The 20254-nt window shown below is 72.3% G+C and carries 20 protein-coding genes; 12 read left to right on the forward strand and 8 right to left on the reverse strand.

The window, feature by feature from the left end:
• Position 1: 1 nt before the first annotated feature.
• Positions 2 to 2617 carry a penicillin acylase family protein gene (locus tag ABCS02_RS05510; RefSeq protein WP_345834590.1) on the reverse strand — a complete coding sequence of 872 codons (2616 nt, stop codon included), beginning with the start codon at positions 2615 to 2617 and terminating at the stop codon, positions 2 to 4.
• Between the two features lie 122 nt (positions 2618 to 2739).
• Positions 2740 to 3363, reverse strand: a complete 624-nt coding sequence (locus tag ABCS02_RS05515; protein ID WP_345834591.1) for a TetR/AcrR family transcriptional regulator — start codon at positions 3361 to 3363, stop codon at positions 2740 to 2742.
• 106 nt (positions 3364 to 3469) lie between these two features.
• On the opposite strand from ABCS02_RS05515, the gene ABCS02_RS05520 reads away from it, so the two are divergent.
• From ABCS02_RS05520 to ABCS02_RS05555, 8 genes are all read left to right on the forward strand, one after another.
• Entirely contained in the window at positions 3470 to 5080 is a 1611-nt protein-coding gene (locus ABCS02_RS05520) for a carboxyl transferase domain-containing protein (protein WP_345834592.1), read from the forward strand.
• 5 nt (positions 5081 to 5085) lie between these two features.
• Positions 5086 to 7245 carry a biotin carboxylase N-terminal domain-containing protein gene (locus ABCS02_RS05525; protein ID WP_345834593.1) on the forward strand — a complete coding sequence of 720 codons (2160 nt, stop codon included), beginning with the start codon at positions 5086 to 5088 and terminating at the stop codon, positions 7243 to 7245.
• A complete protein-coding gene (locus ABCS02_RS05530) occupies positions 7242 to 8447 on the forward strand; it encodes an acyl-CoA dehydrogenase family protein (RefSeq protein ID WP_345834594.1) in 1206 nt (401 codons plus the stop codon). Before ABCS02_RS05525 ends, ABCS02_RS05530 begins: the two co-directional genes overlap by 4 nt.
• A gap of 98 nt (positions 8448 to 8545) precedes the next feature.
• Positions 8546 to 9316 carry a CoA transferase subunit A gene (locus ABCS02_RS05535; RefSeq protein WP_345834595.1) on the forward strand — a complete coding sequence of 257 codons (771 nt, stop codon included), beginning with the start codon at positions 8546 to 8548 and terminating at the stop codon, positions 9314 to 9316.
• On the forward strand, positions 9313 to 9960 hold the full coding sequence (locus ABCS02_RS05540) for a CoA transferase subunit B (protein ID WP_345834596.1): 648 nt from the start codon (positions 9313 to 9315) through the stop codon (positions 9958 to 9960). Before ABCS02_RS05535 ends, ABCS02_RS05540 begins: the two co-directional genes overlap by 4 nt.
• Positions 9957 to 10445 carry a MaoC family dehydratase gene (locus tag ABCS02_RS05545; protein ID WP_345834597.1) on the forward strand — a complete coding sequence of 163 codons (489 nt, stop codon included), beginning with the start codon at positions 9957 to 9959 and terminating at the stop codon, positions 10443 to 10445. Before ABCS02_RS05540 ends, ABCS02_RS05545 begins: the two co-directional genes overlap by 4 nt.
• Entirely contained in the window at positions 10442 to 11260 is an 819-nt protein-coding gene (locus ABCS02_RS05550; protein ID WP_345834598.1) for a CoA ester lyase, read from the forward strand. The genes ABCS02_RS05545 and ABCS02_RS05550 overlap by 4 nt, the downstream gene beginning before the upstream one ends.
• 170 nt (positions 11261 to 11430) lie before the next feature.
• Positions 11431 to 12582 carry an aldo/keto reductase gene (locus ABCS02_RS05555; protein ID WP_345834599.1) on the forward strand — a complete coding sequence of 384 codons (1152 nt, stop codon included), beginning with the start codon at positions 11431 to 11433 and terminating at the stop codon, positions 12580 to 12582.
• A 574-nt stretch (positions 12583 to 13156) separates the two neighbouring features.
• On the opposite strand, the gene ABCS02_RS05560 is transcribed toward ABCS02_RS05555, so the two are convergent.
• The gene (locus tag ABCS02_RS05560; protein ID WP_345834600.1) at positions 13157 to 13741 is read right to left on the reverse strand and encodes a TetR/AcrR family transcriptional regulator; all 585 of its coding nucleotides are present in this window, start codon (positions 13739 to 13741) and stop codon (positions 13157 to 13159) included.
• 181 nt (positions 13742 to 13922) lie between these two features.
• Between ABCS02_RS05560 and ABCS02_RS05565 the strand changes: the two genes are divergently transcribed.
• Both ABCS02_RS05565 and ABCS02_RS05570 read left to right on the forward strand, forming a co-directional pair.
• Positions 13923 to 15272, forward strand: a complete 1350-nt coding sequence (locus tag ABCS02_RS05565) for a pitrilysin family protein (protein ID WP_345834601.1) — start codon at positions 13923 to 13925, stop codon at positions 15270 to 15272.
• 37 nt (positions 15273 to 15309) lie between these two features.
• Positions 15310 to 15912 carry a histidine phosphatase family protein gene (locus ABCS02_RS05570; RefSeq protein ID WP_345834602.1) on the forward strand — a complete coding sequence of 201 codons (603 nt, stop codon included), beginning with the start codon at positions 15310 to 15312 and terminating at the stop codon, positions 15910 to 15912.
• On the opposite strand, the gene ABCS02_RS05575 is transcribed toward ABCS02_RS05570, so the two are convergent.
• Positions 15909 to 16421: a GNAT family N-acetyltransferase gene (locus ABCS02_RS05575; RefSeq protein ID WP_345834603.1), complete on the reverse strand. Its 513-nt coding sequence runs from the start codon at positions 16419 to 16421 to the stop codon at positions 15909 to 15911. The genes ABCS02_RS05570 and ABCS02_RS05575 overlap by 4 nt on opposite strands.
• Before the next feature lie 96 nt (positions 16422 to 16517).
• Here ABCS02_RS05575 and dapB point away from each other — a divergent pair, with 96 nt between their 5' ends.
• Both dapB and ABCS02_RS05585 read left to right on the forward strand, forming a co-directional pair.
• Positions 16518 to 17297 carry a 4-hydroxy-tetrahydrodipicolinate reductase gene (gene dapB, locus ABCS02_RS05580; protein ID WP_345834604.1) on the forward strand — a complete coding sequence of 260 codons (780 nt, stop codon included), beginning with the start codon at positions 16518 to 16520 and terminating at the stop codon, positions 17295 to 17297.
• An 8-nt stretch (positions 17298 to 17305) separates the two neighbouring features.
• On the forward strand, positions 17306 to 17761 hold the full coding sequence (locus ABCS02_RS05585) for a hypothetical protein (protein WP_345834605.1): 456 nt from the start codon (positions 17306 to 17308) through the stop codon (positions 17759 to 17761).
• Here the strand turns inward: ABCS02_RS05585 and ABCS02_RS05590 are convergent.
• The 4 genes from ABCS02_RS05590 to ABCS02_RS05605 all read right to left on the reverse strand — a co-directional run bounded on the left by ABCS02_RS05590 (position 17758) and on the right by ABCS02_RS05605 (position 20103).
• Complete coding sequence (locus tag ABCS02_RS05590) at positions 17758 to 18648, reverse strand: TIGR01777 family oxidoreductase (protein WP_345834606.1); 891 nt, start codon at positions 18646 to 18648, stop codon at positions 17758 to 17760. The genes ABCS02_RS05585 and ABCS02_RS05590 overlap by 4 nt on opposite strands.
• Before the next feature lie 20 nt (positions 18649 to 18668).
• Positions 18669 to 19094: an OsmC family peroxiredoxin gene (locus ABCS02_RS05595; protein ID WP_345834607.1), complete on the reverse strand. Its 426-nt coding sequence runs from the start codon at positions 19092 to 19094 to the stop codon at positions 18669 to 18671.
• Between the two features lie 104 nt (positions 19095 to 19198).
• Entirely contained in the window at positions 19199 to 19678 is a 480-nt protein-coding gene (locus tag ABCS02_RS05600) for a DUF4395 domain-containing protein (RefSeq protein WP_345834608.1), read from the reverse strand.
• Between the two features lie 2 nt (positions 19679 to 19680).
• Positions 19681 to 20103, reverse strand: coding sequence for a thioredoxin family protein (locus tag ABCS02_RS05605; RefSeq protein ID WP_345834609.1), 423 nt, complete (start codon positions 20101 to 20103; stop codon positions 19681 to 19683).
• Positions 20104 to 20254 lie beyond the last annotated feature (151 nt).

Raw genomic sequence — 20254 nt, forward strand, 5'->3', positions numbered from 1 at the left:
GCTACGGCGTCAGCGTGAGCGTCTGATCGGCCGCCGCCCGCACGGCCTTCGCCGAGAACGGCCACGGCCGGGTCTGGCCGACCGCCCACAGCCGCGCCTGGTCGGCGTAGTGGGCGTCGAACGCGTGCCCTGATGCGCCGGTGAGGTTGATCCAGGTGCTGCGGTCGAAGTCGGCGAGGTCGACCACCATCCGCATCGACGGCGCCCGGTCGACCTGGTAGCCGTCGGAGGCGTCCCAGCCGGTCGCGTCCACGACGCTCGACCCGCCGCCGAGCGGGTATGGCCCGCGGTTGAACAGCCACTCGATCGGAGGGACGCCGGACGACCCGAACGACGCGTTGGTGAGCTCCAGGGTGTGCAGGCGGTCCCAGCGCCAGCTCTTCGGGTCGCCGCCGAGCGTGCTCTGCGTCTCCTTCCACGCCTGGTTGGCCGCGTACTCGATCATGTCGTCCCGGTCGAGGGTCCCGAGCTTGCTGTCCGCCCACCACGCCGAGTCCGGCTGCTTCACGAGCGCCTGGACCACCTGGAACCAGCGGTCGCCGCCGGTCGGTTGCGCGTCGGCCGGGAGCTTGCGGCCTAACGCGTCGGCCAGCAGGTTCTTCCAGAACACCGCGAAGTAGGCCGCCGCGGCACTGTCGCCGTCGTCGTGGTAGTTCCAGCCGCGCAGCAGGGCCGCGCCCTTGGCCACGCCGGACGTCGGGTCGGTCTTCGCGCCGACCGCGACGAGCAGGGGAGTGAGCGTCGCCGCGTTGGCATCGTAGGTGTCGGCCTGGATGGCGGACATGTCCTTCGAGGTGACTTTGTGCCCCGCTTCCAGCAGTTTCGTCAGGCGGAGCTGGATCTGGTTGGCGCGGTAGCCGGCGTCCCAGTCCTGCGTGATCATCGCCGGGAACTGCGGGCCGACGGCGGCGTTGTTGGCCGTCACGATGTACCCGCTCGGCGGGTTCAGCACGCTCGGGAGCTGGTCGTACGGGATCGTCCCGACCCAGCCGTACTCGCTGGTCCAGCCGGGCACCGGGACGGTCCCGTCGCCTTTCGCGCGCACCGGGATGAGGCCGGGCGCCTGGTAGCCGATGTTGCCGTCCACGTCGGCGTAGAGGAGGTTCTGCGACGGCACCTGGAAGGACGCAGCGGCGGCGCGGAAGCTCGCCCAGTCGTGCGCGGTGTCGAAGGCGAAGATCGCCCCGGCGGTCGGGCCGGGGGTGAGTGCGGTCCACTCCAGCGAGAGCTGGAACTCCTGGGCGGGGACGCCGAGCTTCCCGGCCTGGTCCTTCGCGATGACGCCGTAGCCATCGCTGAGGTCGGTGATGATGGGGCCGTGCCGGGTCGAGCGGACCGTGATCCGGACGTCCGGGCCTCCCGCGACCGCGATCGTCTCGTGCCGGACGGTCAGCGGCACCTGCGCGCCGTCGTACTCGTACGTGTTCCCGGTGACCTTCTCGACATAGAGGTCGGCCACGTCCGGCCCGAGGTTGGTGAACCCCCACGCGATCCGGTCGTTGTGGCCGATGATCACCCCGGGGAGACCGGAGAAGCTGAAGCCGGCGACGTCGAACGGGCACTGCGCGTCGACCACCGCGCAGTGCAGACCGACCTGGTACCAGACGGAGGGCATGACCGCGCCGAGGTGCGGGTCGTTGGCGAGCAGCGGCTTCCCGCTCGCGGTGTGGGATCCGGCGACGACCCAGGAGTTCGAGCCGATGTCGTCGCCGGCCGGTCCCATCAGGGTCGGGACCGCGTCGAGGCTGGAGGCCACCTGCTCCAGCCGGTTCTGGTACTGGGCGGTGGGCACGCCGGCGAGCGCAGCCGTCGCATCCGCGTCGCCAGCCGCGGAGGCCGGCGCCTTCGAGCCTGCCGGGGCGGCGTCCGGGGTCATCGTGGCGGGCGTGCCGCCGCCGAGCGCCGTGATCGTCGGGTGCGCGCTGTAGTCGTAGGCGGGGTGCAGCTCCGCGATCTGCTGGGGCGTCAGCTTGGTCGCCAGGAGCGCCCGGTCGATCTCGTCCTCCAGGTTGGACCGGAGGTCCCAGGCCATCGCCTTGAGCCAGGCCACCGAGTCGGCCGGCGTCCACTGCTCCGGGTGGTAGTCCGGGTTCTGGATGCCGAGGATCGCGTACTCCAGCGACAGCTGCGGGCCGGAGTGCGTGTTCAGGTAGGCGTTCACGCCGTCGGCGTAGTCCTGGTAGTAGCGCAGCGACGTCTTGTCGAGCTTCTGCACCTCCTGCTCGGCGACGTCCCGCCAGCCGAGCGTGCGGATGAAGGTGTCCGTGGGGAGCTGGCTCGCCCCGAACAGTTCGGAGAGCCGCCCGGCGGTGACGTGGCGGCGGAAGTCCATCTCCCAGAACCTGTCCTGCGCGTGCACGTAGCCCTGCGCGCGGAAGAGGTCGTCGGCGGTGCGCGCGGTGATCTGCGGGACGCCCGCGGAGTCGCGCGTCACGGTCACCGGCGCGCTCAGGCCGTTGACGTGCAGCGAGCCGGAGGTCTGCGGGAACGAGAGGGTGACCGTCCACACCGCGAGCCCGCCCGCGAGGAGGACGAGGACGAGCAGCACGGCGAGGGTGACTCCGAGCGTCCGCAGCACCCGATGGTGCAACCTCAGCCGGGGAGTGTCGTCGCCCACGTCGCCTCCCCTCGGATCGGCCGGGGGCGTCGCCCGGCGCGTGATCGGACTCTAGCCGACGCGGGTGTCGTACCGAAGAGGCGGTTCGGGTCGTCCCGAGGTCAGGGAAGGCCGGCGCGGTGTCAACGCGAGGTCAGCGCCGCCCAGGCCATCCGTTCGAGCACCGGGCGCACCGACGCGTCGGTCGTGTGGGCGGCGCCGGCGCGCGCGGAGTGCGGGGTGGAGTTGATCAGCCCGAAGGTCGCCTGCACGCGCAGGCGCAGCTCGTCGGCGGCGAGCGACGGGTGAAGCTCGCCGAGGACGCGCATCCACAGCTCGATGTAGCGGCGCTGCAGGGTGCGCACCGCGCGGCGGTCCTCCGGGGCGAGGGCGTCGAGGTCGCGGTCCTGCACGCGGATGGTGTCGGCCTCGGTGAGCGCGAAGTCCACATGGAACGCGATGAGCCCGCGCAGCGCGCCCGCGGGGTCGGCGGCCTCCCGCTCGACCGCGGCGCCGCCGTCGAGCAGGTTCTCGCTGACACCGACCAGCAGGGCGGCGAGCACGGCCTGCTTGGACGCGAAGTGCCGGTAGACGGCCGGGCCGCTGACTCCGGCGGCGGCGCCCAGGTCTTCGATCGAGACGCCGTTGAAGCCGCGCTCGGCGAATTTGCCTGCAGCGGCCTCCAGCAGCGCTGCGCGCCGGTCGGCCTTCGCCTGACTGCGCTGCGTCGGCCGAGCGAGCGGGTCGGCCGGTACGGTCTCGGTCATCTCTCTCGGACTCCCAGGTGCGGGGCTGGACATTCGGGTTAACGAACACTAACCTAAATTCGAGTTAGTGACCACTAACTCATGTCGATGAGGACACGGGAGCACGATGCCTGCCCTGAGCACGATGCCCGACCAGAGCACCGCCGGCGCGCCGGAGGGGAACGACGCCGCCCAGCGCGCGCTGGTGGCCGACCTCCGCGAGCGCCTCGCCGTCGCCGCGGCCGGCGGCCCCGAGCGCGCCCGCGAGCGCCACGTCGCCCGCGGCAAGCTGCTGCCGCGCGACCGCATCGACGCGCTGCTGGACGAGGGCAGCCCGTTCCTGGAGATCGCCCCGCTGGCCGCGACGGGGATGTACGGCGACGAGAGCCCGGCCGCGGGCGTCATCGCCGGCATCGGCCTGGTCGAGGGCCGCCACGTGATGATCGTCTGCAACGACGCGACGGTGAAGGGCGGCACCTACTACCCGATGACCGTCAAGAAGCACCTGCGCGCGCAGGAGATCGCGCTGGAGAACCACCTCCCGTGCGTCTACCTGGTCGACTCGGGCGGCGCCTTCCTGCCGATGCAGGACGAGGTCTTCCCCGACCGCGACCACTTCGGCCGGATCTTCTACAACCAGTCCCGGCTCTCGGCGGCGAAGATCCCGCAGATCGCCGCGGTGCTCGGCTCGTGCACCGCCGGCGGCGCGTACGTCCCGGCCATGAGCGACGAGACGGTCATCGTCCGCAACCAGGGCACCATCTTCCTCGGCGGTCCTCCGCTGGTGAAGGCCGCGATCGGCGAGATCGTGACGGCGGAGGAGCTCGGCGGCGGCGACCTCCACGCGCGCACCTCCGGCGTCGTCGACCACCTCGCGGAGGACGACGAGCACGCGCTCGGGATCGTCCGCGAGATCGTCGCCACCCTCCCGCAGCCCGCCGCACCGGCGTGGGAGGTGCTGGCCACCCGCGCCGCGATCGCCGACCAGGAGGAGCTCTACGGCGTCGTCCCGGTCGACGTGCAGGCGCCCTACGACGTGCACGAGGTCATCTCCCGGCTGGTGGACGCGGGGGAGTTCAGCGAGTTCAAGCCGGATTACGGCACCACGCTGGTGACCGGCTTCGCTCACATCCACGGCCACCCGGTCGGCATCGTCGCCAACAACGGCGTGCTGTTCAGCGAGTCGGCGCTCAAGGGCGCGCACTTCATCGAGCTGTGCGACCAGCGCGGCATCCCGCTGGTGTTCCTGCAGAACATCTCCGGCTTCATGGTGGGCCGCGACTACGAGGCCGGCGGCATCGCCAAGAACGGCGCCAAGATGGTGACCGCGGTCGCGACCACCCGGGTGCCCAAGCTCACCGTCGTGATCGGCGGCTCCTTCGGCGCGGGCAACTACTCGATGTGCGGCAGGGCCTACTCGCCGCGGTTCCTCTGGATGTGGCCGGCCTCCCGCATCTCCGTCATGGGCGGCCAGCAGGCGGCCAGCGTGCTCGCCACCGTCAAGCGCGACCAGCTGGACGCTCGCGGCGAGGAGTGGAGCACCGAGGACGAGGCGGCCTTCCGGGCGCCGATCGCCGCGCAGTACGAGGACCAGGGCAATCCCTACTACTCCACCGCCCGGCTGTGGGACGACGGTGTGATCGACCCCGCGGACACCCGCACGGTGCTGGGGCTGGCGCTCGACGTCTGCTCCCGCGCCCCGCTGCCCGACACGGCCTTCGGCCTCTTCCGGATGTGACGACGATGACCGACTTCTCCTCTGTTCCGTTCGAGTCCGTCCTGGTGGCCAATCGCGGCGAGATCGCCTGCCGCGTCATCCGCACGCTGCGCCGTCTCGGGATCCGCTCGGTGGCCGTCTTCAGCGACGCGGACCGCGACGCCCCGCACGTCCGGCTCGCGGACACGGCGGTCCGCATCGGGCCCGCGCCCGCGCGCGACAGCTACCTCTCCGTCGAGGCCATCATCGACGCCGCGCGCCGCACGGCAGCCGCCGCGGTGCACCCCGGCTACGGCTTCCTCTCCGAGAACGCCGCCCTCGCCGACGCCTGCGAGGCCGCGGGCATCGTGTTCGTCGGCCCCGGCGTGCACGCGCTGGAGGTCATGGGCGACAAGATCTCCGCCAAGCAGGAGGTCGGCCGCTCGGGCGTGCCGACCATCCCCGGCATCGCGGAGCCCGGCCTCGCCGACGACGAGCTCGTCGCGGCGGCCGACGACATCGGCTATCCCGTGCTGGTCAAGCCCTCCGCGGGCGGCGGCGGCAAGGGGATGCAGGCGGTGCACGCCGCCGCCGACCTCCCGGAGGCGCTGCGCGCGGCCCGTCGTGTCGCGGCCGCGGCCTTCGGCGACGACACGCTGTTCCTGGAGCGGCTGGTGGAGTCGCCCCGGCACATCGAGGTGCAGATCATCGCCGACCGGCACGGCGCGGTGGTCCACCTCGGCGAGCGCGAGTGCTCCCTCCAGCGCCGCCACCAGAAGGTGGTCGAGGAGGCGCCGTCGCCGCTGCTCGACGCCGCGACCCGCGCCCGGATCGGCGAGGCCGCCTGCCGGGTGGCCGGGAGCGTCGGCTACGTCGGAGCCGGAACGGTCGAGTTCCTGGTCTCCGCCGAGCGACCGGACGAGTTCTTCTTCATGGAGATGAACACCCGACTGCAGGTCGAGCACCCGGTCACCGAGCTGGTGACGGGCGTGGACCTGGTCGAGTGGCAGCTCCGCGTCGCCGCGGGGGAGCCGCTGGGCTTCGTGCAGGACGACATCCGGCTCTCGGGCCACGCCGTCGAGGCGCGCGTGTACGCGGAGAACCCGGAGCGCGACTTCCTGCCGGGCGACGGCGCGGTGCTCGCACTGCGCGAGCCGACCGGGGAGGGCGTCCGCGTCGACAGCGGACTGGCGGCCGGGACGCGCGTCATGACCGACTACGACCCGATGCTCGCGAAGGTCATCGCCTGGGCGCCCGACCGCGCCGGCGCGCTGGCGCGACTCGACCGCGCCCTCGCCGACACCGCCGTGCTCGGGCTCGTGAACAACATCGCCTGGCTGCGCGACCTCCTGGCCGACGACGAGGTCCGCGTGGGCAGCATGGACACCACGCTGATCGACCGGCGCTTCTCCGCACTGGAGCCGGTCCCGGCCTCCGCCGCCGAGCTCGCCGCTGCGGGGCTTCTCGCGCACCGGGAGCGGGAGACCGCGACCCCGGGGGGCGTCGGCGCGCTGTGGGGCGCCCCCAGCGGCTGGCGGCTCGGCTCCGCACGGCCCGTCCGCTACGACGTGGACGGGACGACCGTGCGGGTGGACGGCGACCGGGTGACCCTGCCGGGACCCGACGGCGAGCTGCGCGAGCACACCGCCCGGGTCGCGGTGCAGTCCGGCGCGGCCGGCGAGCCTGACTCCGTCGTGCTCGACCTCGACGGCGTGGTCACCCGCTTCGACACGGCTCGCGACGGAGCCACCGTCTGGCTCGCGCACGGGGGCCGCTCGCGCGCCCTGCGGCTGCGCACTCCCGCCGAGCGGCTGGCAGCGGCGCTCGCCGCCCGCGAGCGCGGCGAGGCGGCCGCGCATCCCGAGGTCCGCTCGCCGATGCCCGGCACCGTCGTGGCCGTCCCCGTCACGTCCGGCGCCGTCGTGGAGCCCGGCGACACGCTGGCCGTGGTGGAGGCGATGAAGATGGAGCACCGCCTGGTCGCCCCCATCGCCGGCACCGTGACGGTGAAGGTCGCGCCGGGCGACCTGGTCAAGCTCGACCAGCTCGTCGCCGTCGTGGATGCGGCAGAGGCGTCCGCCGACACCACCCCGAACGTCCCGCCCACCCCGGCGGACACCCCCGAGCCGACAGAATCGGCCGCCCCATCCCACGGCGAGCACGCCGCGGCAGGAACCGTCACCACAACAGACAGGAATCTCCGATGACCATGCAGATGTCACGCCCGGCCGACCTCGACGTCGCCGGCTTCGAGCTCACCGACGAGCAGCGCCGGCTCCGCGACCAGGTCCGGGACTTCGCCGACACCGTCGTCGCGCCCGCCGCGTACGAGTACGACACCAAGCGCAGCCTCCCGTACGACATCATCGCCGAGATGGGCCGGATGGGCCTGTTCGGCCTCCCGTTCCCCGTCGAGTACGGCGGCCAGGGCAAGGACTACCTCTCGCTCTGCCTCGCGGTCGAGCAGCTCGGCCGGGTGGACCAGTCCATCGGCGTGACACTGGAGGCCGGCATCGGCCTCGGCGCGATGCCGATCTTCCGCAACGGCACCGAGGAGCAGAAGCAGGAGTGGCTGCCGATGCTGGCGCGCGGCGAGGCGCTCGCCGGGTTCGGCCTGACCGAGGCCGACGCCGGCTCGGACGCGGGTGGCACCAAGACCACGGCGATCCTGCGCGACGGCGAGTGGATCCTGAACGGCACCAAGCAGTTCATCACCAACTCCGGCTCCGAGATCACCAAGCTCGTCACCATCACCGCCGTGACCGGCGAGGAGCGGCGCGCGGACGGCTCGGTCAAGAAGGAGCTCTCGGCGATCATCGTCCCGACCGGCACACCCGGCTTCGTCGCCGAGCCGGTCTACGACAAGGTCGGCTGGCACACCTCCGACACCCACCCGCTGACGCTCACCGATGTGCACGTCCCGGAGGCCAATCTCCTCGGCGAGCGCGGCCGCGGCTACGCCAACTTCCTCCAGACCCTCGACGAGGGCCGGGTCGCCTTCGCCGCCCTCTGCACCGGCGCCGCGCAGGGCTGCCTGGACGAGGCGGTGCGCTACGCCAAGTCGCGCAACGTCTTCGGCCGCTCCATCGGCTCCAACCAGTACGTCGCCTTCAAGATCGCGCGGATGCAGGCCCGGGTGCACGCGGCGCGGCTGGCGTACTACGACGCCGCGTTCAAGCTGATGGCGGGCAAGCCGTTCAAGATGGAGGCCTCCATCGCCAAGCTCGTCGGCAGCGAGGCCGCGATGGACAACGCGCGCGACGCGACCCAGATCTTCGGCGGCTACGGCTTCCTCAACGAGAACCCGGTCGCCCGCCACTACCGCGACTCGAAGATCCTGGAGGTCGGCGAGGGCACCACCGAGGTCCAGCTCATGATCATCGCCCGTTCCCTCGGCTTCGACTCCTGACCCGTCGCAAGCCGCCGAGTACGCGGATTATCTGGCGACTCGGCGGTTTCGGCGGTACTTTTCGCGTACTCGGTAGTTGGAGAGAGGGGAGTGGTGGCGTGATCGACAAGACGGTGGGGAGCGCGGCGGAGGCCGTGGCCGACATCCCGAGCGGGAGCTCGCTGGCGGTCGGCGGCTTCGGGCTGTGCGGCATTCCGAGCGCGCTCATCCAGGCGCTGCTGGAGGCCGGGACGACCGACCTCGAAGTGGTCAGCAACAACTGCGGCGTGGACGACTGGGGGCTCGGCCTCCTGCTCGCCCAGCGCCGCATCCGCAAGATGATCAGCTCGTACGTCGGCGAGAACAAGGAGTTCGCCCGGCAGTTCCTCTCCGGCGAGCTGGAGGTCGAGCTGACCCCGCAGGGCACGCTCGCCGAGAAGCTGCGGGCTGGCGGCGCGGGCATCCCGGCGTTCTACACCCCGGCCGGCGTCGGCACGCAGATCGCGCTCGGTGGCCTCCCTCGGCGCTACAACGAGGACGGCTCGGTCGCGGTCGCGAGCGAGCCGAAGGAGGTGCGCGAGTTCGACGGCGCCTCCTACGTGCTGGAGCGCTCGCTGCGCCCCGACTTCGCGCTCGTCCACGCCGCGAAGGGCGACCGGCACGGCAACCTCGTGTTCCACGCGGCGGCGATGAACTTCAACCCGCTCGCCGCGATGGCCGGCGGCATCACCATCGCCGAGGTGGAGGAGCTGGTCGAGCCCGGCGAGCTCGCACCGGGGGAGGTGCACCTGCCCGGGATCTTCGTCCAGCGCGTCGTGCACGCGCCCGACGTCGAGAAGCGGATCGAGCGGCGCACGGTCGCCGCGGCCCAGGAAGGGAGCGCCCGATGAGCCTCACCCGCACCGAGCTCGCCGCCCGCGTAGCGCAGGAGTTGGAGAACGGCCAGTACGTCAACCTCGGCATCGGCATGCCGACGCTCATCCCGAACTACATCCCGGAGGGCGTCGAGGTCATCCTGCACTCCGAGAACGGCGTGCTCGGGGTCGGCCCGTACCCGGCCGACGCCGACGTGGACCCCGACCTCATCAACGCGGGCAAGGAGACCGTCACCGTCAAGCGCGGCGCGGCCTACTTCGACTCGTCGCTGTCGTTCGGGATGGTCCGCGGCGGCCACGTCGACGTCGCCGTTCTCGGCGCGATGGAGGTCTCGGCCTCCGGCGACCTGGCCAACTGGATGATCCCCGGCAAGATGGTCAAGGGCATGGGCGGCGCGATGGACCTCGTCTTCGGCGCCAAGCGGCTGATCGTGATGATGGAGCACGTCGACAAGGAGGGCCGGCCCAAGATCCTCGCCGAGTGCAGCCTCCCGCTCACCGGCACCGGCTGCGTCGACCGCATCATCACCGACCTCGCCGTGATCGACGTGACCCCGGACGGGCTCGTGCTGCGCGAGACCGCGCCGGGCGTGACCGTCGAGGAGGTCGTGGCCGCGACGGGCGCTCCGTTCGCGGTGGAGCTGGAGGCGGCGTCGTGAAAGAAGTCGAGCAGCGCGGCCTCTACTACGAGGAGTTCGAGCTGGAGACCCGCTACCTGCACCGCCCGGGACGCACCGTGACGGAGGCCGACAACGTCCTCTTCACCACCCTCACGATGAACACGCAGGCGCTGCACCTGGACGCCGCGTGGTCGGCTCGCCAGCCGTTCGGCACCCGGCTGATGAACTCGATGTGGACGCTCGCGACGATCGTCGGCGCCTCGGTCGCCCAGCTCACGCAGGGCACGATCGTCGCCAACCTCGGCTTCTCCGAGGTCTCCTTCCCGCACCCGCTCTACCACGGCGACACGCTCTACTCGGAGACGACGGTGACGGCCAAGCGGCTGTCTGCCTCCCGCGCCGGCCAGGGGATCGTGACGCTGGAGCACACCGGCCGCAATCAGGACGGCGTCGTCGTCGCCACCGCGACCCGCCAGGTCATGGTGTGGTGCCGCGACGCGCACCTCGTGACGAGCGACGTATGACGCCGTTCCCGTGGGGTCCCGCGCTGCTGTTCTGCCCGGCGGACCGGCCCGACCGGTACGCCAAGGCGCTGGAGCGGTCGGACGCGGTCATCCTCGACCTGGAGGACGCCGTCGACCCCGCGCGCCGGCCGGCGGCCCGGGAGGCGCTCGCCGCGTCCGACCTGGACCCGTCGCGGGTGATCGTGCGGGTCAATCCGGCGGGCACCGACGACCAGGCCGCCGACCTCGCGGCCCTCTCGCTCACGCCGTACACGGCCGTGATGCTGCCGAAGGCCGAGCGCGCAGCCGACCTCACCGCCCTGGCCGGCCTCCACGTGATCGCCCTGTGCGAGACCGCGGCCGGAGTGCTGGCGGCGGGGGAGCTCGCGGCCGCGGACGGGGTCGTCGCGCTGATGTGGGGGGCGGAGGACCTGGTCGCCTCGCTCGGCGGAACGTCGAGCCGGCACGCGGACGGCCGCTACCGCGATGTGGCGGCGCACGCGCGCTCGGCGGTGCTGCTCGCCGCCGGAGCCGCCGGGGAACCGGCCGTGGACACGGTCCACCTGGACATCGCCGACCTCGACGGGCTCGCGGCGGAGGCCGAGGACGCGGTCGCCGTCGGGTTCGCCGCGACCGCGTGCATCCACCCCTCGCAGGTGGAGACCGTGCGTGCCGCGTACCGCCCGGACGAGGCCCAGGTGGCGGAGGCCGTCGAACTGCTGGAGGCGGCCAGGGCGGCAGGCGGGGGAGTGTTCCGCCACAACGGCAGGATGGTCGACGGTCCGGTCCTTTCGCACGCCCGATCGGTGCTCAGGAGGGCGACCAGCACGCTGTGATGAAACTGTGATGAACGATTTCTGCGCCGTTCACCGGTTTGGTCGTGCCGTGTCGGCGGCATGCCGTACTCTGCCCTTAACGTTCCAGAGAAGAGCACCCTCGAATCGATTCGAGCCACGAATCGGTCGGCAGCGTGAACACCCGCTCGAACGACTGGAAGGGGGATGAGATGCCACAGCTCCTTCCCTTGCGCCTGCTGGAGAGCGTCGGCCTCCGCACCCCCGCCGCCGCGGTCGCGTCGGACGCCGAGGGCACGTCGGTTCCGGCGCCCGCGACCACCTCGCCCCGGCCCGCCGAGCCCGCTCCCACGCTGCCGGCCCCGACCTTCTCCGAGCCGTCCACCGACACCGGCGGACCCCTCGACATCGACTCGGGCCTGGAGCGCACCGGCCCGCTCTCGATCATCGCCCCGCGCCGCATCGGCGAGAGCGACCTCGCGGTCTACCCGCTGTCGCTCGGCGCGAGCGTCTTCGGCTGGACCGCCGACGGCGACACGTCCCTGGCGATCCTCGACCGCTTCGCGTCGCGCGGCGGCGACTTCATCGACACCGCCGACAGCTACGTCGGCGGCCGCAGCGAGGTGCTCATCGGCAAGTGGATGCACGAGCGCCGCAACCGCGACGACATGGTTGTCGCGACCAAGGTCGGCCGCCACCACGAGAACCCGGGCCTCGGCTCGGTGAGCATCGTGCGCGCCGTGGAGGCCTCCCTCGAACGCCTGCAGACCGACCACATCGACCTGCTGTACTTCCACGACGACGACACCGAGGTGCCGCTGGAGGACAGCCTCGCGACCGCGGAGTGGCTCATCGAGACGGGCAAGGTCCGCTACCTCGGCGCGTCCAACTTCAGCGCGGACCGCCTCATCGAGGCGCGCGTGCTGGCGTCGGCCGGCCTGCCGAAGTTCGTCGCCATCCAGACCCAGTACAACCTCATGCACCGCGCCGAGTTCGAGAGCGCGCTGCGCATCGTCGCCGCCGCCCAGGGCTTGGCCGTGATGCCGTACTACGCGCTGGCCAACGGCTTCCTCACCGGCAAGTACCGCTCGAAGTCCGACCTGAGCGCGGACGCCCGCAGCGTGCGCGCATCGGCCTACGTCAACCGCAAGGGCATGCGCGTCCTGGCGGTGCTCGACCGCATCGCCGCCGAGCACGGCGTGTCTGCGGCGAGCGTCGCGATCGCCTGGCTGCTGGCCAAGCGCACCATCGTGGCCCCGGTGGCGAGCGCCAGCCGCCCCGAACAGGTCGACGGCCTGATGGCCGCCGCCGGCATCCGCCTCACCCGAGCCCAGATGCTCGACCTCGACCGCGTCTCCGAGTAGCCCCGCTCGCCCGTAGGCACCCGCCCCGCCCGTAACCAACGGAGGAGTTTGCCGGCGACACGCCGCCCGATGTCGGCTACCGGAGGACTCCCGCCCCGATCCCGGCCGGATCTCCTCCGCTCGCCGCGTCGGCAACGGAGGACTCCGGCGCCGATCCCACCGAATCTCCTCCGCTAGCACGTCGCCAACGGAGGACTTCCGCCCGATCCCGGGCCCGATCTCCTCCGCGAGCCGACACCGGGCGGCGTGTCGCGCCCGACGTCCTCCGCTCGCGCGGCAACGGAGGGCTTCCGCGATCCCCGCCGCCGAATAACCCGCGCATCGGCGCGCAGGCAACGGAGGACTTCCACCTCCATTCCGCGCCACGCGCAGCCAACGGAGGACTCCGGCCCCAATCCGGGCCCGATCTCCTCCGCTAGGCCGTAGGCAACGGAGGACATCCACCCCGATCCGGCCCGAACTCCTCGGCTAGCACGCCGCCAACGGAGGACTTCCGCCCGATCCCGGGCCGGATCTCCTCCGTTAGCCGACACCCAGCGGCGTGGCGCGCCCGATGTCCTCCGTTAGCTACCGCCTACGCCTCGGCGAGGATGTGGTCCAGCGCGCGATGCAACGCAGCGCCCGCCGCGATCGGGTCGCCCACGTAACCCCCGGCCAGGGCCCCGTCGCGCGCGAGGATGAGGTCGTCCGCCGCGTCGCCCGGACGCGGGTGACCGATCTGGCGGAACAGCTCCTCGATGTGCTTGGCGTACCAGTCCCTGTGTGCCGTCACGGCGACACGCACGGGGTGGGTCTCGTCGGCGAACTGCGCGGCCGCGTTGATGAACGGGTCGCCGCGGAAGCCGGGACGCACCGCCTCGGCGTTGATGGAGTCCACGAGCGCGCGGGCGATCGCCGTCGGGTCGGAGAGCTCCGCCTCCTTCTCGGCGAACCAGTCGCGCACCTGGCGGTCACGGCCCTCGACGTAGGCGATGATCAGGAGGTCCTTGGAGCGGAAGTGCTTGTAGAAGGTCGCCTTCGTCACCCGGGCGCCCGCGATGATGCGGTCGACGCCGACGGTGTGGATGCCCTCCTCGTAGAAGAGTTCGTCAGCGGTCGCGAGGATCTTGATCTTCGACGGTGCGGGCGGCCGGATGGTGGCGCGGGCACTTACGACCATCTGGTCGTCTCCTCTCTCCGGGAGGCTCGGCCTCCGCTCGTCTCTGAGAACCCCCCGACCGGTCCGAGGGGGGACGACCGGTCGGGGTGGTCACTTCAGTATAGCGGTAGACAGACCAGTCTGTTTGTCCTCAATTTCCCAGTCTCCGCGATCGTTCGGGCGCTGGCGTAGGGTGGAGGGGATGAACAGCGCAGTCGACCTCCCGCTCGGTCTGGCCGATCTCGCTTTCGCCGCTTCCGGCGAGGCCCTCGTCCGCCGCACGATCCTGCCCAACGGCGTCCGCATCCTGAGCGAGCAGGTGCCCGGCGCGCGCAGCGCCACCCTCGGCTACTGGGTGGCCGTCGGCTCGCGGGACGAGGTCGCCGATGTGGCGGGCAGCCTCGGCTCCACGCACTTCCTCGAGCACCTCCTGTTCAAGGGCACGCGCACGCGCACCGCCCTCGACATCGCGGTGTCCTTCGACTCGGTCGGCGGCGAGCACAACGCCATGACGGCCAAGGAGTACACCTGCTACTACGCCAAGGTGCAGGACCGCGACCTCCCGATGGCGGTGGAGGTCATCGGCGACATGCTCACGTCCTCGGTGCTCGACCCCACTGAGTTCGAGAACGAGCGCGGCGTCATCCTCGAAGAGCTGTCGATGGCGGAGGACGACCCCTCCGACGTCGCCAACGAGCGTCTCTTCACCGCGGTGCTCGGCGGCCATCCGCTCGGGCGTCCGATCGGCGGCCGTCCCGACACCATCCGCGCCGCGACCCGCGACGCGGTCTGGAGCCACTACCGGGCCAACTACCGGCCGCGCGACCTGGTCGTGACGGCCGCGGGCGCGGTCGACCACGACGTGCTCGTGGCGGGCGTGCGGCGTGCGCTCGACGCTGCGGGCTGGGACCGGGACGAGGAGGCCGCACCGGTCGACCGCCGTCCGACCGTGGCCGCGGCCGTCGAGCGCGGCGCCTCGGTCGTGACCGTCTCGCGGCCGATCGAGCAGGCGAACCTCATCATCGGCATGCCCGGCATCGTCGCGACCGACGAGCGCCGCACCACGATGAGCGTGCTCAACTCCATCCTCGGCGGCGGGATGTCGAGCCGGCTGTTCCAGGAGGTCCGCGAGAAGCGCGGCCTGGCCTACGCCGTCTACTCGTTCTCCGGCTCCTACTCCGACGCCGGCGTCTTCGGGCTGTTCTCCGCCTGCGCCCCGGCGAAGGCCAGGCAGGTCGCGGAGCTGATGCTCTCCGAGCTGCACCGCCTCGCCGACGGCGGGGTGTCGGCGGACGAGCTCCGTCGCGCGGTCGGCCAGCTCTCCGGCGGCGCGGCGCTCGCGCTGGAGGACTCCGACACCCGGATGTCGCGGCTCGGCCGCGCCGAGATCAGCCTGGGGGAGTTCGCCGACCTCGACGAGAGCCTCCGGCGGCTGCACCTCGTCACCGCCGGTGACGTCCAAGAACTCGCACGTGACCTGGCCGACCGCCCGGTCTCGATCTCCGCGGTGGGTGGCGTCGACGACGACGTCTTCGCGGGCCTCGTTGCCTGACCGCCTCTCCCTTCCCGTTACATCGAAAGGTCTACCGGTGCCCCATTACCTCTACCTCGTGCGCCACGGCGAGCAGCAGGACGCCGAGCACGGCCTGCCCGACGGACCGCTCTCGCCGCGCGGCAAGCGCCAGGCGCAGCTCATCGCGGACCGGCTGAGCGGCCTCCCGCTCACCGGCATGTACCACTCGCCGCTGGTGCGAGCGGAGCAGACGGCCTCCATCATCGCCGAGCGGATGCCCGCCGTGGTCCCGGAGCCGTCCAGCCTGCTGTTCGACTGCATCCCGTCCGGGCCGACGCCCGACATGCCCAAGGCGTTCGAGTCGTTCTTCGGCTCCGTCACGGAGGCCGAGATCGACGCCGGCCGCGCCCAGATGGATGACGCGGTCAACGAGTTCCTGACGCCCGCGATGGGCGACAGGCACGACCTGCTGGTGACGCACAACTTCGTGATCGGCTGGTTCGTCCGGCACGTGTTCGACGCGCCGGCCTGGCGCTGGCTCGGCCTCAACCAGGCCAATTGCGGTCTCACCATCATCCGCGTGCGCTCGGCGAAGCCGCCGGTGCTGGTGGTGCACAACGACCTCGGCCACCTGCCGGTCGAGCTGCGCACCGGCCTCCCGGAGCTGCAGCCGGTCTAGCCGGCCGGCGTGACGTTCGGGCCGAGCCGCTTGCGGAACCAGTCGGTCGCGTTCGGGTTGTCGTTGTACGGCTGGATGCTCTCGTAGCCGTGCGAGCGGTAGAGGCCGCCGGCGGCCTCCAGGCTCGCATTGGTGTCGAGGACGACTTCGGTCGCGCCGAAGCCGCGCGCCCGGTGCTCCAGCTCGGCGAGGATGGCGCGGCCGAGGCCCTGACCGCGGTGCGCGGGCGCGACCCAGAGGTGCTTGATCTCGTAGCGGACGATCTGCTCGCCGTCGTCGGTCTCCGACAGCGGGACGGTCAGCTCCCGGATGCCGCCGCAGCCGGCCTCCCCGTCGTCGTACGCCAGCAGGAAGACGCCCGCCGGCGGCACGAACTGGCCGGGGTCGGGGAAGGTCGTGCGGTACGCGCCCTGGGACGCGGGGAAGGTCTTCGCGCGCTCGGCGAAGTAGTCCGCGAGCATCCGGTGGGCGGTCGCGTCGGTGACGGAGACATCGGCAAAGGACACCATCGTCCCAGCGTAACCGGCGGCGATTCGTGCCGAATGTCGCGTTCGGCGGCGCGTTATCCGGCATTCGTGCCGAATGTGCGCGGGTAGGGTGGACGGGTGACTATTCGCGTGGCCGTGGCCGGGGCGACCGGCAAGCTCGGATCCGTGGCGGTCCGTCTCATCGAGGCGGCCGACGACCTGGAGCTGGTGGCCGCCCTCGACTCCCGCACCCCGCTCGACGCCATGCTCGGCGCCGACGTGCTGGTGGACATGACGCTCCCGCAGGTCAGCCCCGGGATCGTGGCGTTCGCCGTCGACCACGGCCTGAACGTGCTGGTCGGGACCTCCGGCTGGTCGGCCGACCGCATCCTGGAGCTGGAGCGCCGGGTCGCCGAGCACGAGGGCGCCGGCGCCGTCGTCATCCCGAACTTCTCCCTGGGCTCCGCGCTCGGCACCGCGTTCGCGACCGTCGCCGCCCGGTTCTTCGACTCGATCGAGATCGTGGAGACGCACGGCCCGGGCAAGGTCGACTCGCCCTCCGGCACCGCGGTGCGGACCGCCGAGCTGATCGCGGCCGCCCGCCTCCAGCGCGGCCCGGTGGACGCGCCGCACACCGACCAGCGGGCGCGCGGCCAGCAGGTCGGCAGCGTGCCGATCCACAGCCTCCGGATGCGCGGTGTCTCCGCTCAGCAGCAGGTGATCTTCGGCGGGGCGGGGGAGACCCTCACCATCCGCCATGACGCGGTGGGGCAGGAGGCCTACGAGACCGGCATCCTGCTCGCCCTGCGCGCCGCCGCGACGACCACCGGCGTGCTCGTCGGCCTGGACAAGCTGGTCGACCTCGGCATCTCCGAGCCGGACGGGGAGCCGCCGCGCCCGACCGTCCGCGAGGTGTAGGCCTCCCGATGCGCAACCGTCTCTCGGCGCTGTTCATGGCGCTGCTGCTCGTCGTGTACCTCGTGCTGGTCTTCCAGCGCGCCGTGCTGCTGTTCGCCTCCGGGTCGGCTGTCGGCATCGCGATGAGCGTCGCCCTGATCGTGATCGGGCTCGTCGCCGCCTGGGCGCTCATCCGGGAGCTGCTGTTCGGCCTGCGCACCGAGAAGCTGGTCAAGCTGATGGCGGCCGAGGGGACGCTGCCGGTGGACGACCTCCCGCACCGTGCCTCCGGCCGTCCGCTGCGGGACGCCGCCGACGCGGAGTTCCCGCAGTTCAAGGCGGAGGTGGAGGCGTCGCCGGAGAGCTGGCGGGCGTGGTTCCGGCTGGGGCTCGCCTACGACGCGAGCGGCGACCGCCGCCGGGCGCGCGCCGCACTCCGGCAGGCGATCGGGCTGTACCGGACGCAGGAGCGCGCGGCCCGCTAGGCCCGCTCCACCAGCCGCGCCATCGCCTCCTGCACGGTCGCGTCGCGGAACGCGAACCCGTCGGCGAGCAGTCGCTGCGGCAGCACCCGCTGATCCGCGAGCAGCAGCTCGCGACCGGCCTCGCCGAGCGCGAGGGTCACGACCGGCCGCGGCAGCGGGAGGCCGTACGGCCGGTGCACCGCCGTCGCCAGCGCGCGCAGCACCTCGGCGGCGGTGGCGGGCTCCGGGCCGACGAGATTCACCGGCCCGCTCAGGCCGGAGGTCAGCAGGTGGACGATCGCGGCCGCCTCGTCGTGCAGGCTCACCCAGGGCCAGTGCTGCCGGCCTCCCGCGATCGGTCCGAGGAGCCCGAGCTTCGCCAGCGGCAGCAACGGCGCCATCGCGCCGCCGGGCCCGACGACGACGCCGGTGCGGAGGGTGACGACGCGGGTCCCGGTGGGCGCGAGGTGCGCCGCGGTCTCCCAGGCCTCCACCACGTCCGAGAGGAACCCGGTGCCCTTGGCGGAGTCCTCGGTCAGGGTCTGCCCCGGCCGGTCGCCGTAGTACCCGACCGCCGCGCCGCTGAGGAAGACGCCGGGCGGGTTCGCGGCCTGGCGCATCCCGTCCGCGAGGGTGCCGGTCGCGGCCAGGCGGGAGTCGAGGATGCGGCGCTTGTGCGCGGCCGTCCAGGGCAGCCGGTTGAGGGAGGCCCCCGAGAGGTTCACCACGGCGTCCGCGTCGTCCAGCAGCCGCAGGTCGATGCTCCGCGCCGAGGGTGCCCACGCGCGTTCGTCCGCGGCGGCGGGCTCCCGTCGCACCAGGCGGAGGGCGTCGTGGCCCTCCGCCCGGAGCGCGCGGACGAGCTCGGTGCCGATCATACCGGACGCGCCGGCCACGAGCACGCGCATGGACTCAGGTCCCGTCCGGCTCAGGCCAGCGTGGCTTCGAGCGTGATCGGGATGCCGACGAGCGCCCGCGAGACCGGGCAGGTGCGCTTGGCCTCGTCGGCCAGGCGCTGGAAGTCCTCCTCGCCGAGCCCCGGAACGGTCGCCTCGACCAGGAGGTGGCTGCCGGTGATGCCCTCCGCGGGGTCGAAGGTCACCGCGGCAGTGGTGCGGATGCTCTCCGGCGCGGTGCCGAAGGCCGCGAGGACGTTCGAGAACGCCATCGAGAAGCAGGCGGAGTGGGCGGCGCCCAGCAGCTCCTCCGGCGTGGAGGTCTCCGCTCCGCCCTCCGAGCGCGCCTTCCAGTTCACCGAGAGCGTCGCCGCTCCCGACGAGTCGAGCGAGACCGTCCCCGAACCGGACTTCAGATCGCCGGTCCAGACCGTGGTGGATTCGCTGGTGACTGCCATGAGACCTCCTGATTGTTCCCGCCACTGAATGCGCGCGGTCCGACCAGACTACTTGCGGGGTCCGACGCGTCGACCCCCGTCCGGGGGATTCCCGGTTTCGGTCCTCAGGCCGTTGTCGCCCGCCTCCGGATGACGCCGGCCCGCACGAGCAGCAGGTAGATCTGGCAGCCCAGGCAGTACCCGAACACGGCGTTCAGGAAGGCCGCGACGAACGCCAGAGCGGCCGCGATCGGCAGTGCGGCGGGCACGCCGAGAACGAACAGGAGGAGGCCGAGGCCGGTGACCACCAGCCCGACGGCCTGCGCGAACGTCGGCGGGGCCGGGTCCTCCAGCTCGGTCGGCGGCGCTAGCCGGGGGCGAACCGCGACGCGGTACAGCAGGCCGTACGGATGGCGGCGCACGCCGGCGAACGCTCCCCAGGCGAACAGGGCGGCGATCAGGAGCAGCAGCACCGCGGCGGCGACGGTCGCGCCGGTGAGGGCGAGGAAGAGGTCGATCAGCAGCAGGACGGCCGTGATCGCGGCACCGAAGCGCGGCGAGCGCGGGTCGATGCCGGTGGCGGGGGACTTCGGGGCGTCGGTCATGGTCACTCCGTCAGGATGCGGTCGAGGGCGCTGCGCACGTCGCCGGGCCGCGCGGCCCCGGCGATGCGGCCGCGGACGGTGCCGCGGGCGTCGAGCAGCAGGGTGGTCGGGGTCTGCAGCACGCCGAACCTGCGGGCGAGCTCCGGACGGACGGTCAGGTCGACGTCGAGGTGCTCGACGCCGTCGTGCTCGCCCGCGACGCCGTGCAGCACGCGCGCGGTCGACGGGCACTGGGCGCAGAAGGCGGTGGAGAACTGGACGAGCGTCGCGCGGGAGCCGAGCCCGGATGCACCCACCTCGGCGGCGGTCACGCGGTCGGCCCGCGTCGAGCGGACCCGGCCGGTGCGGGCGCGCCAGAGGACGCCGGCCGCCGTGGCGACGGCGACCAGTCCGAGCAGGACGAGGAGGGCGGAGGGTGCGGACATGGTGAGCGTGACGATACGCGCGCTGTGCGGTCCTCTGAAGGCAGTGTGAACGAACATGACGGAGGTTGTCCTCCACAGACCCCGCCGCAGCACGAGCTCTCCACAGATCGGCCGGCGGGGAGGCGGTCGCCTGGCCCGACCCGATAGCCTT

Source organism: Microbacterium sp. X-17, from assembly GCF_039615055.1.

Excerpts from the sequence above, each read along its gene's own strand:
- ABCS02_RS05585 (WP_345834605.1), top strand. The coding sequence starts at position 17,306 with ATGCGCAACCGTCTCTCGGCGCTGTTCATGGCGCTGCTGCTCGTCGTG.
- ABCS02_RS05595 (WP_345834607.1), bottom strand. The coding sequence starts at position 19,094 with ATGGCAGTCACCAGCGAATCCACCACGGTCTGGACCGGCGATCTGAAG.
- ABCS02_RS05575 (WP_345834603.1), bottom strand. The coding sequence starts at position 16,421 with ATGGTGTCCTTTGCCGATGTCTCCGTCACCGACGCGACCGCCCACCGG.
- ABCS02_RS05525 (WP_345834593.1), top strand. The coding sequence starts at position 5,086 with ATGACCGACTTCTCCTCTGTTCCGTTCGAGTCCGTCCTGGTGGCCAAT.
- ABCS02_RS05530 (WP_345834594.1), top strand. The coding sequence starts at position 7,242 with ATGACCATGCAGATGTCACGCCCGGCCGACCTCGACGTCGCCGGCTTC.
- ABCS02_RS05600 (WP_345834608.1), bottom strand. The coding sequence starts at position 19,678 with ATGACCGACGCCCCGAAGTCCCCCGCCACCGGCATCGACCCGCGCTCG.
- ABCS02_RS05550 (WP_345834598.1), top strand. The coding sequence starts at position 10,442 with ATGACGCCGTTCCCGTGGGGTCCCGCGCTGCTGTTCTGCCCGGCGGAC.
- ABCS02_RS05515 (WP_345834591.1), bottom strand. The coding sequence starts at position 3,363 with ATGACCGAGACCGTACCGGCCGACCCGCTCGCTCGGCCGACGCAGCGC.
- ABCS02_RS05605 (WP_345834609.1), bottom strand. The coding sequence starts at position 20,103 with ATGTCCGCACCCTCCGCCCTCCTCGTCCTGCTCGGACTGGTCGCCGTC.
- ABCS02_RS05565 (WP_345834601.1), top strand. The coding sequence starts at position 13,923 with ATGAACAGCGCAGTCGACCTCCCGCTCGGTCTGGCCGATCTCGCTTTC.
- ABCS02_RS05520 (WP_345834592.1), top strand. The coding sequence starts at position 3,470 with ATGCCTGCCCTGAGCACGATGCCCGACCAGAGCACCGCCGGCGCGCCG.
- ABCS02_RS05560 (WP_345834600.1), bottom strand. The coding sequence starts at position 13,741 with ATGGTCGTAAGTGCCCGCGCCACCATCCGGCCGCCCGCACCGTCGAAG.
- ABCS02_RS05590 (WP_345834606.1), bottom strand. The coding sequence starts at position 18,648 with ATGCGCGTGCTCGTGGCCGGCGCGTCCGGTATGATCGGCACCGAGCTC.
- ABCS02_RS05540 (WP_345834596.1), top strand. The coding sequence starts at position 9,313 with ATGAGCCTCACCCGCACCGAGCTCGCCGCCCGCGTAGCGCAGGAGTTG.
- ABCS02_RS05555 (WP_345834599.1), top strand. The coding sequence starts at position 11,431 with ATGCCACAGCTCCTTCCCTTGCGCCTGCTGGAGAGCGTCGGCCTCCGC.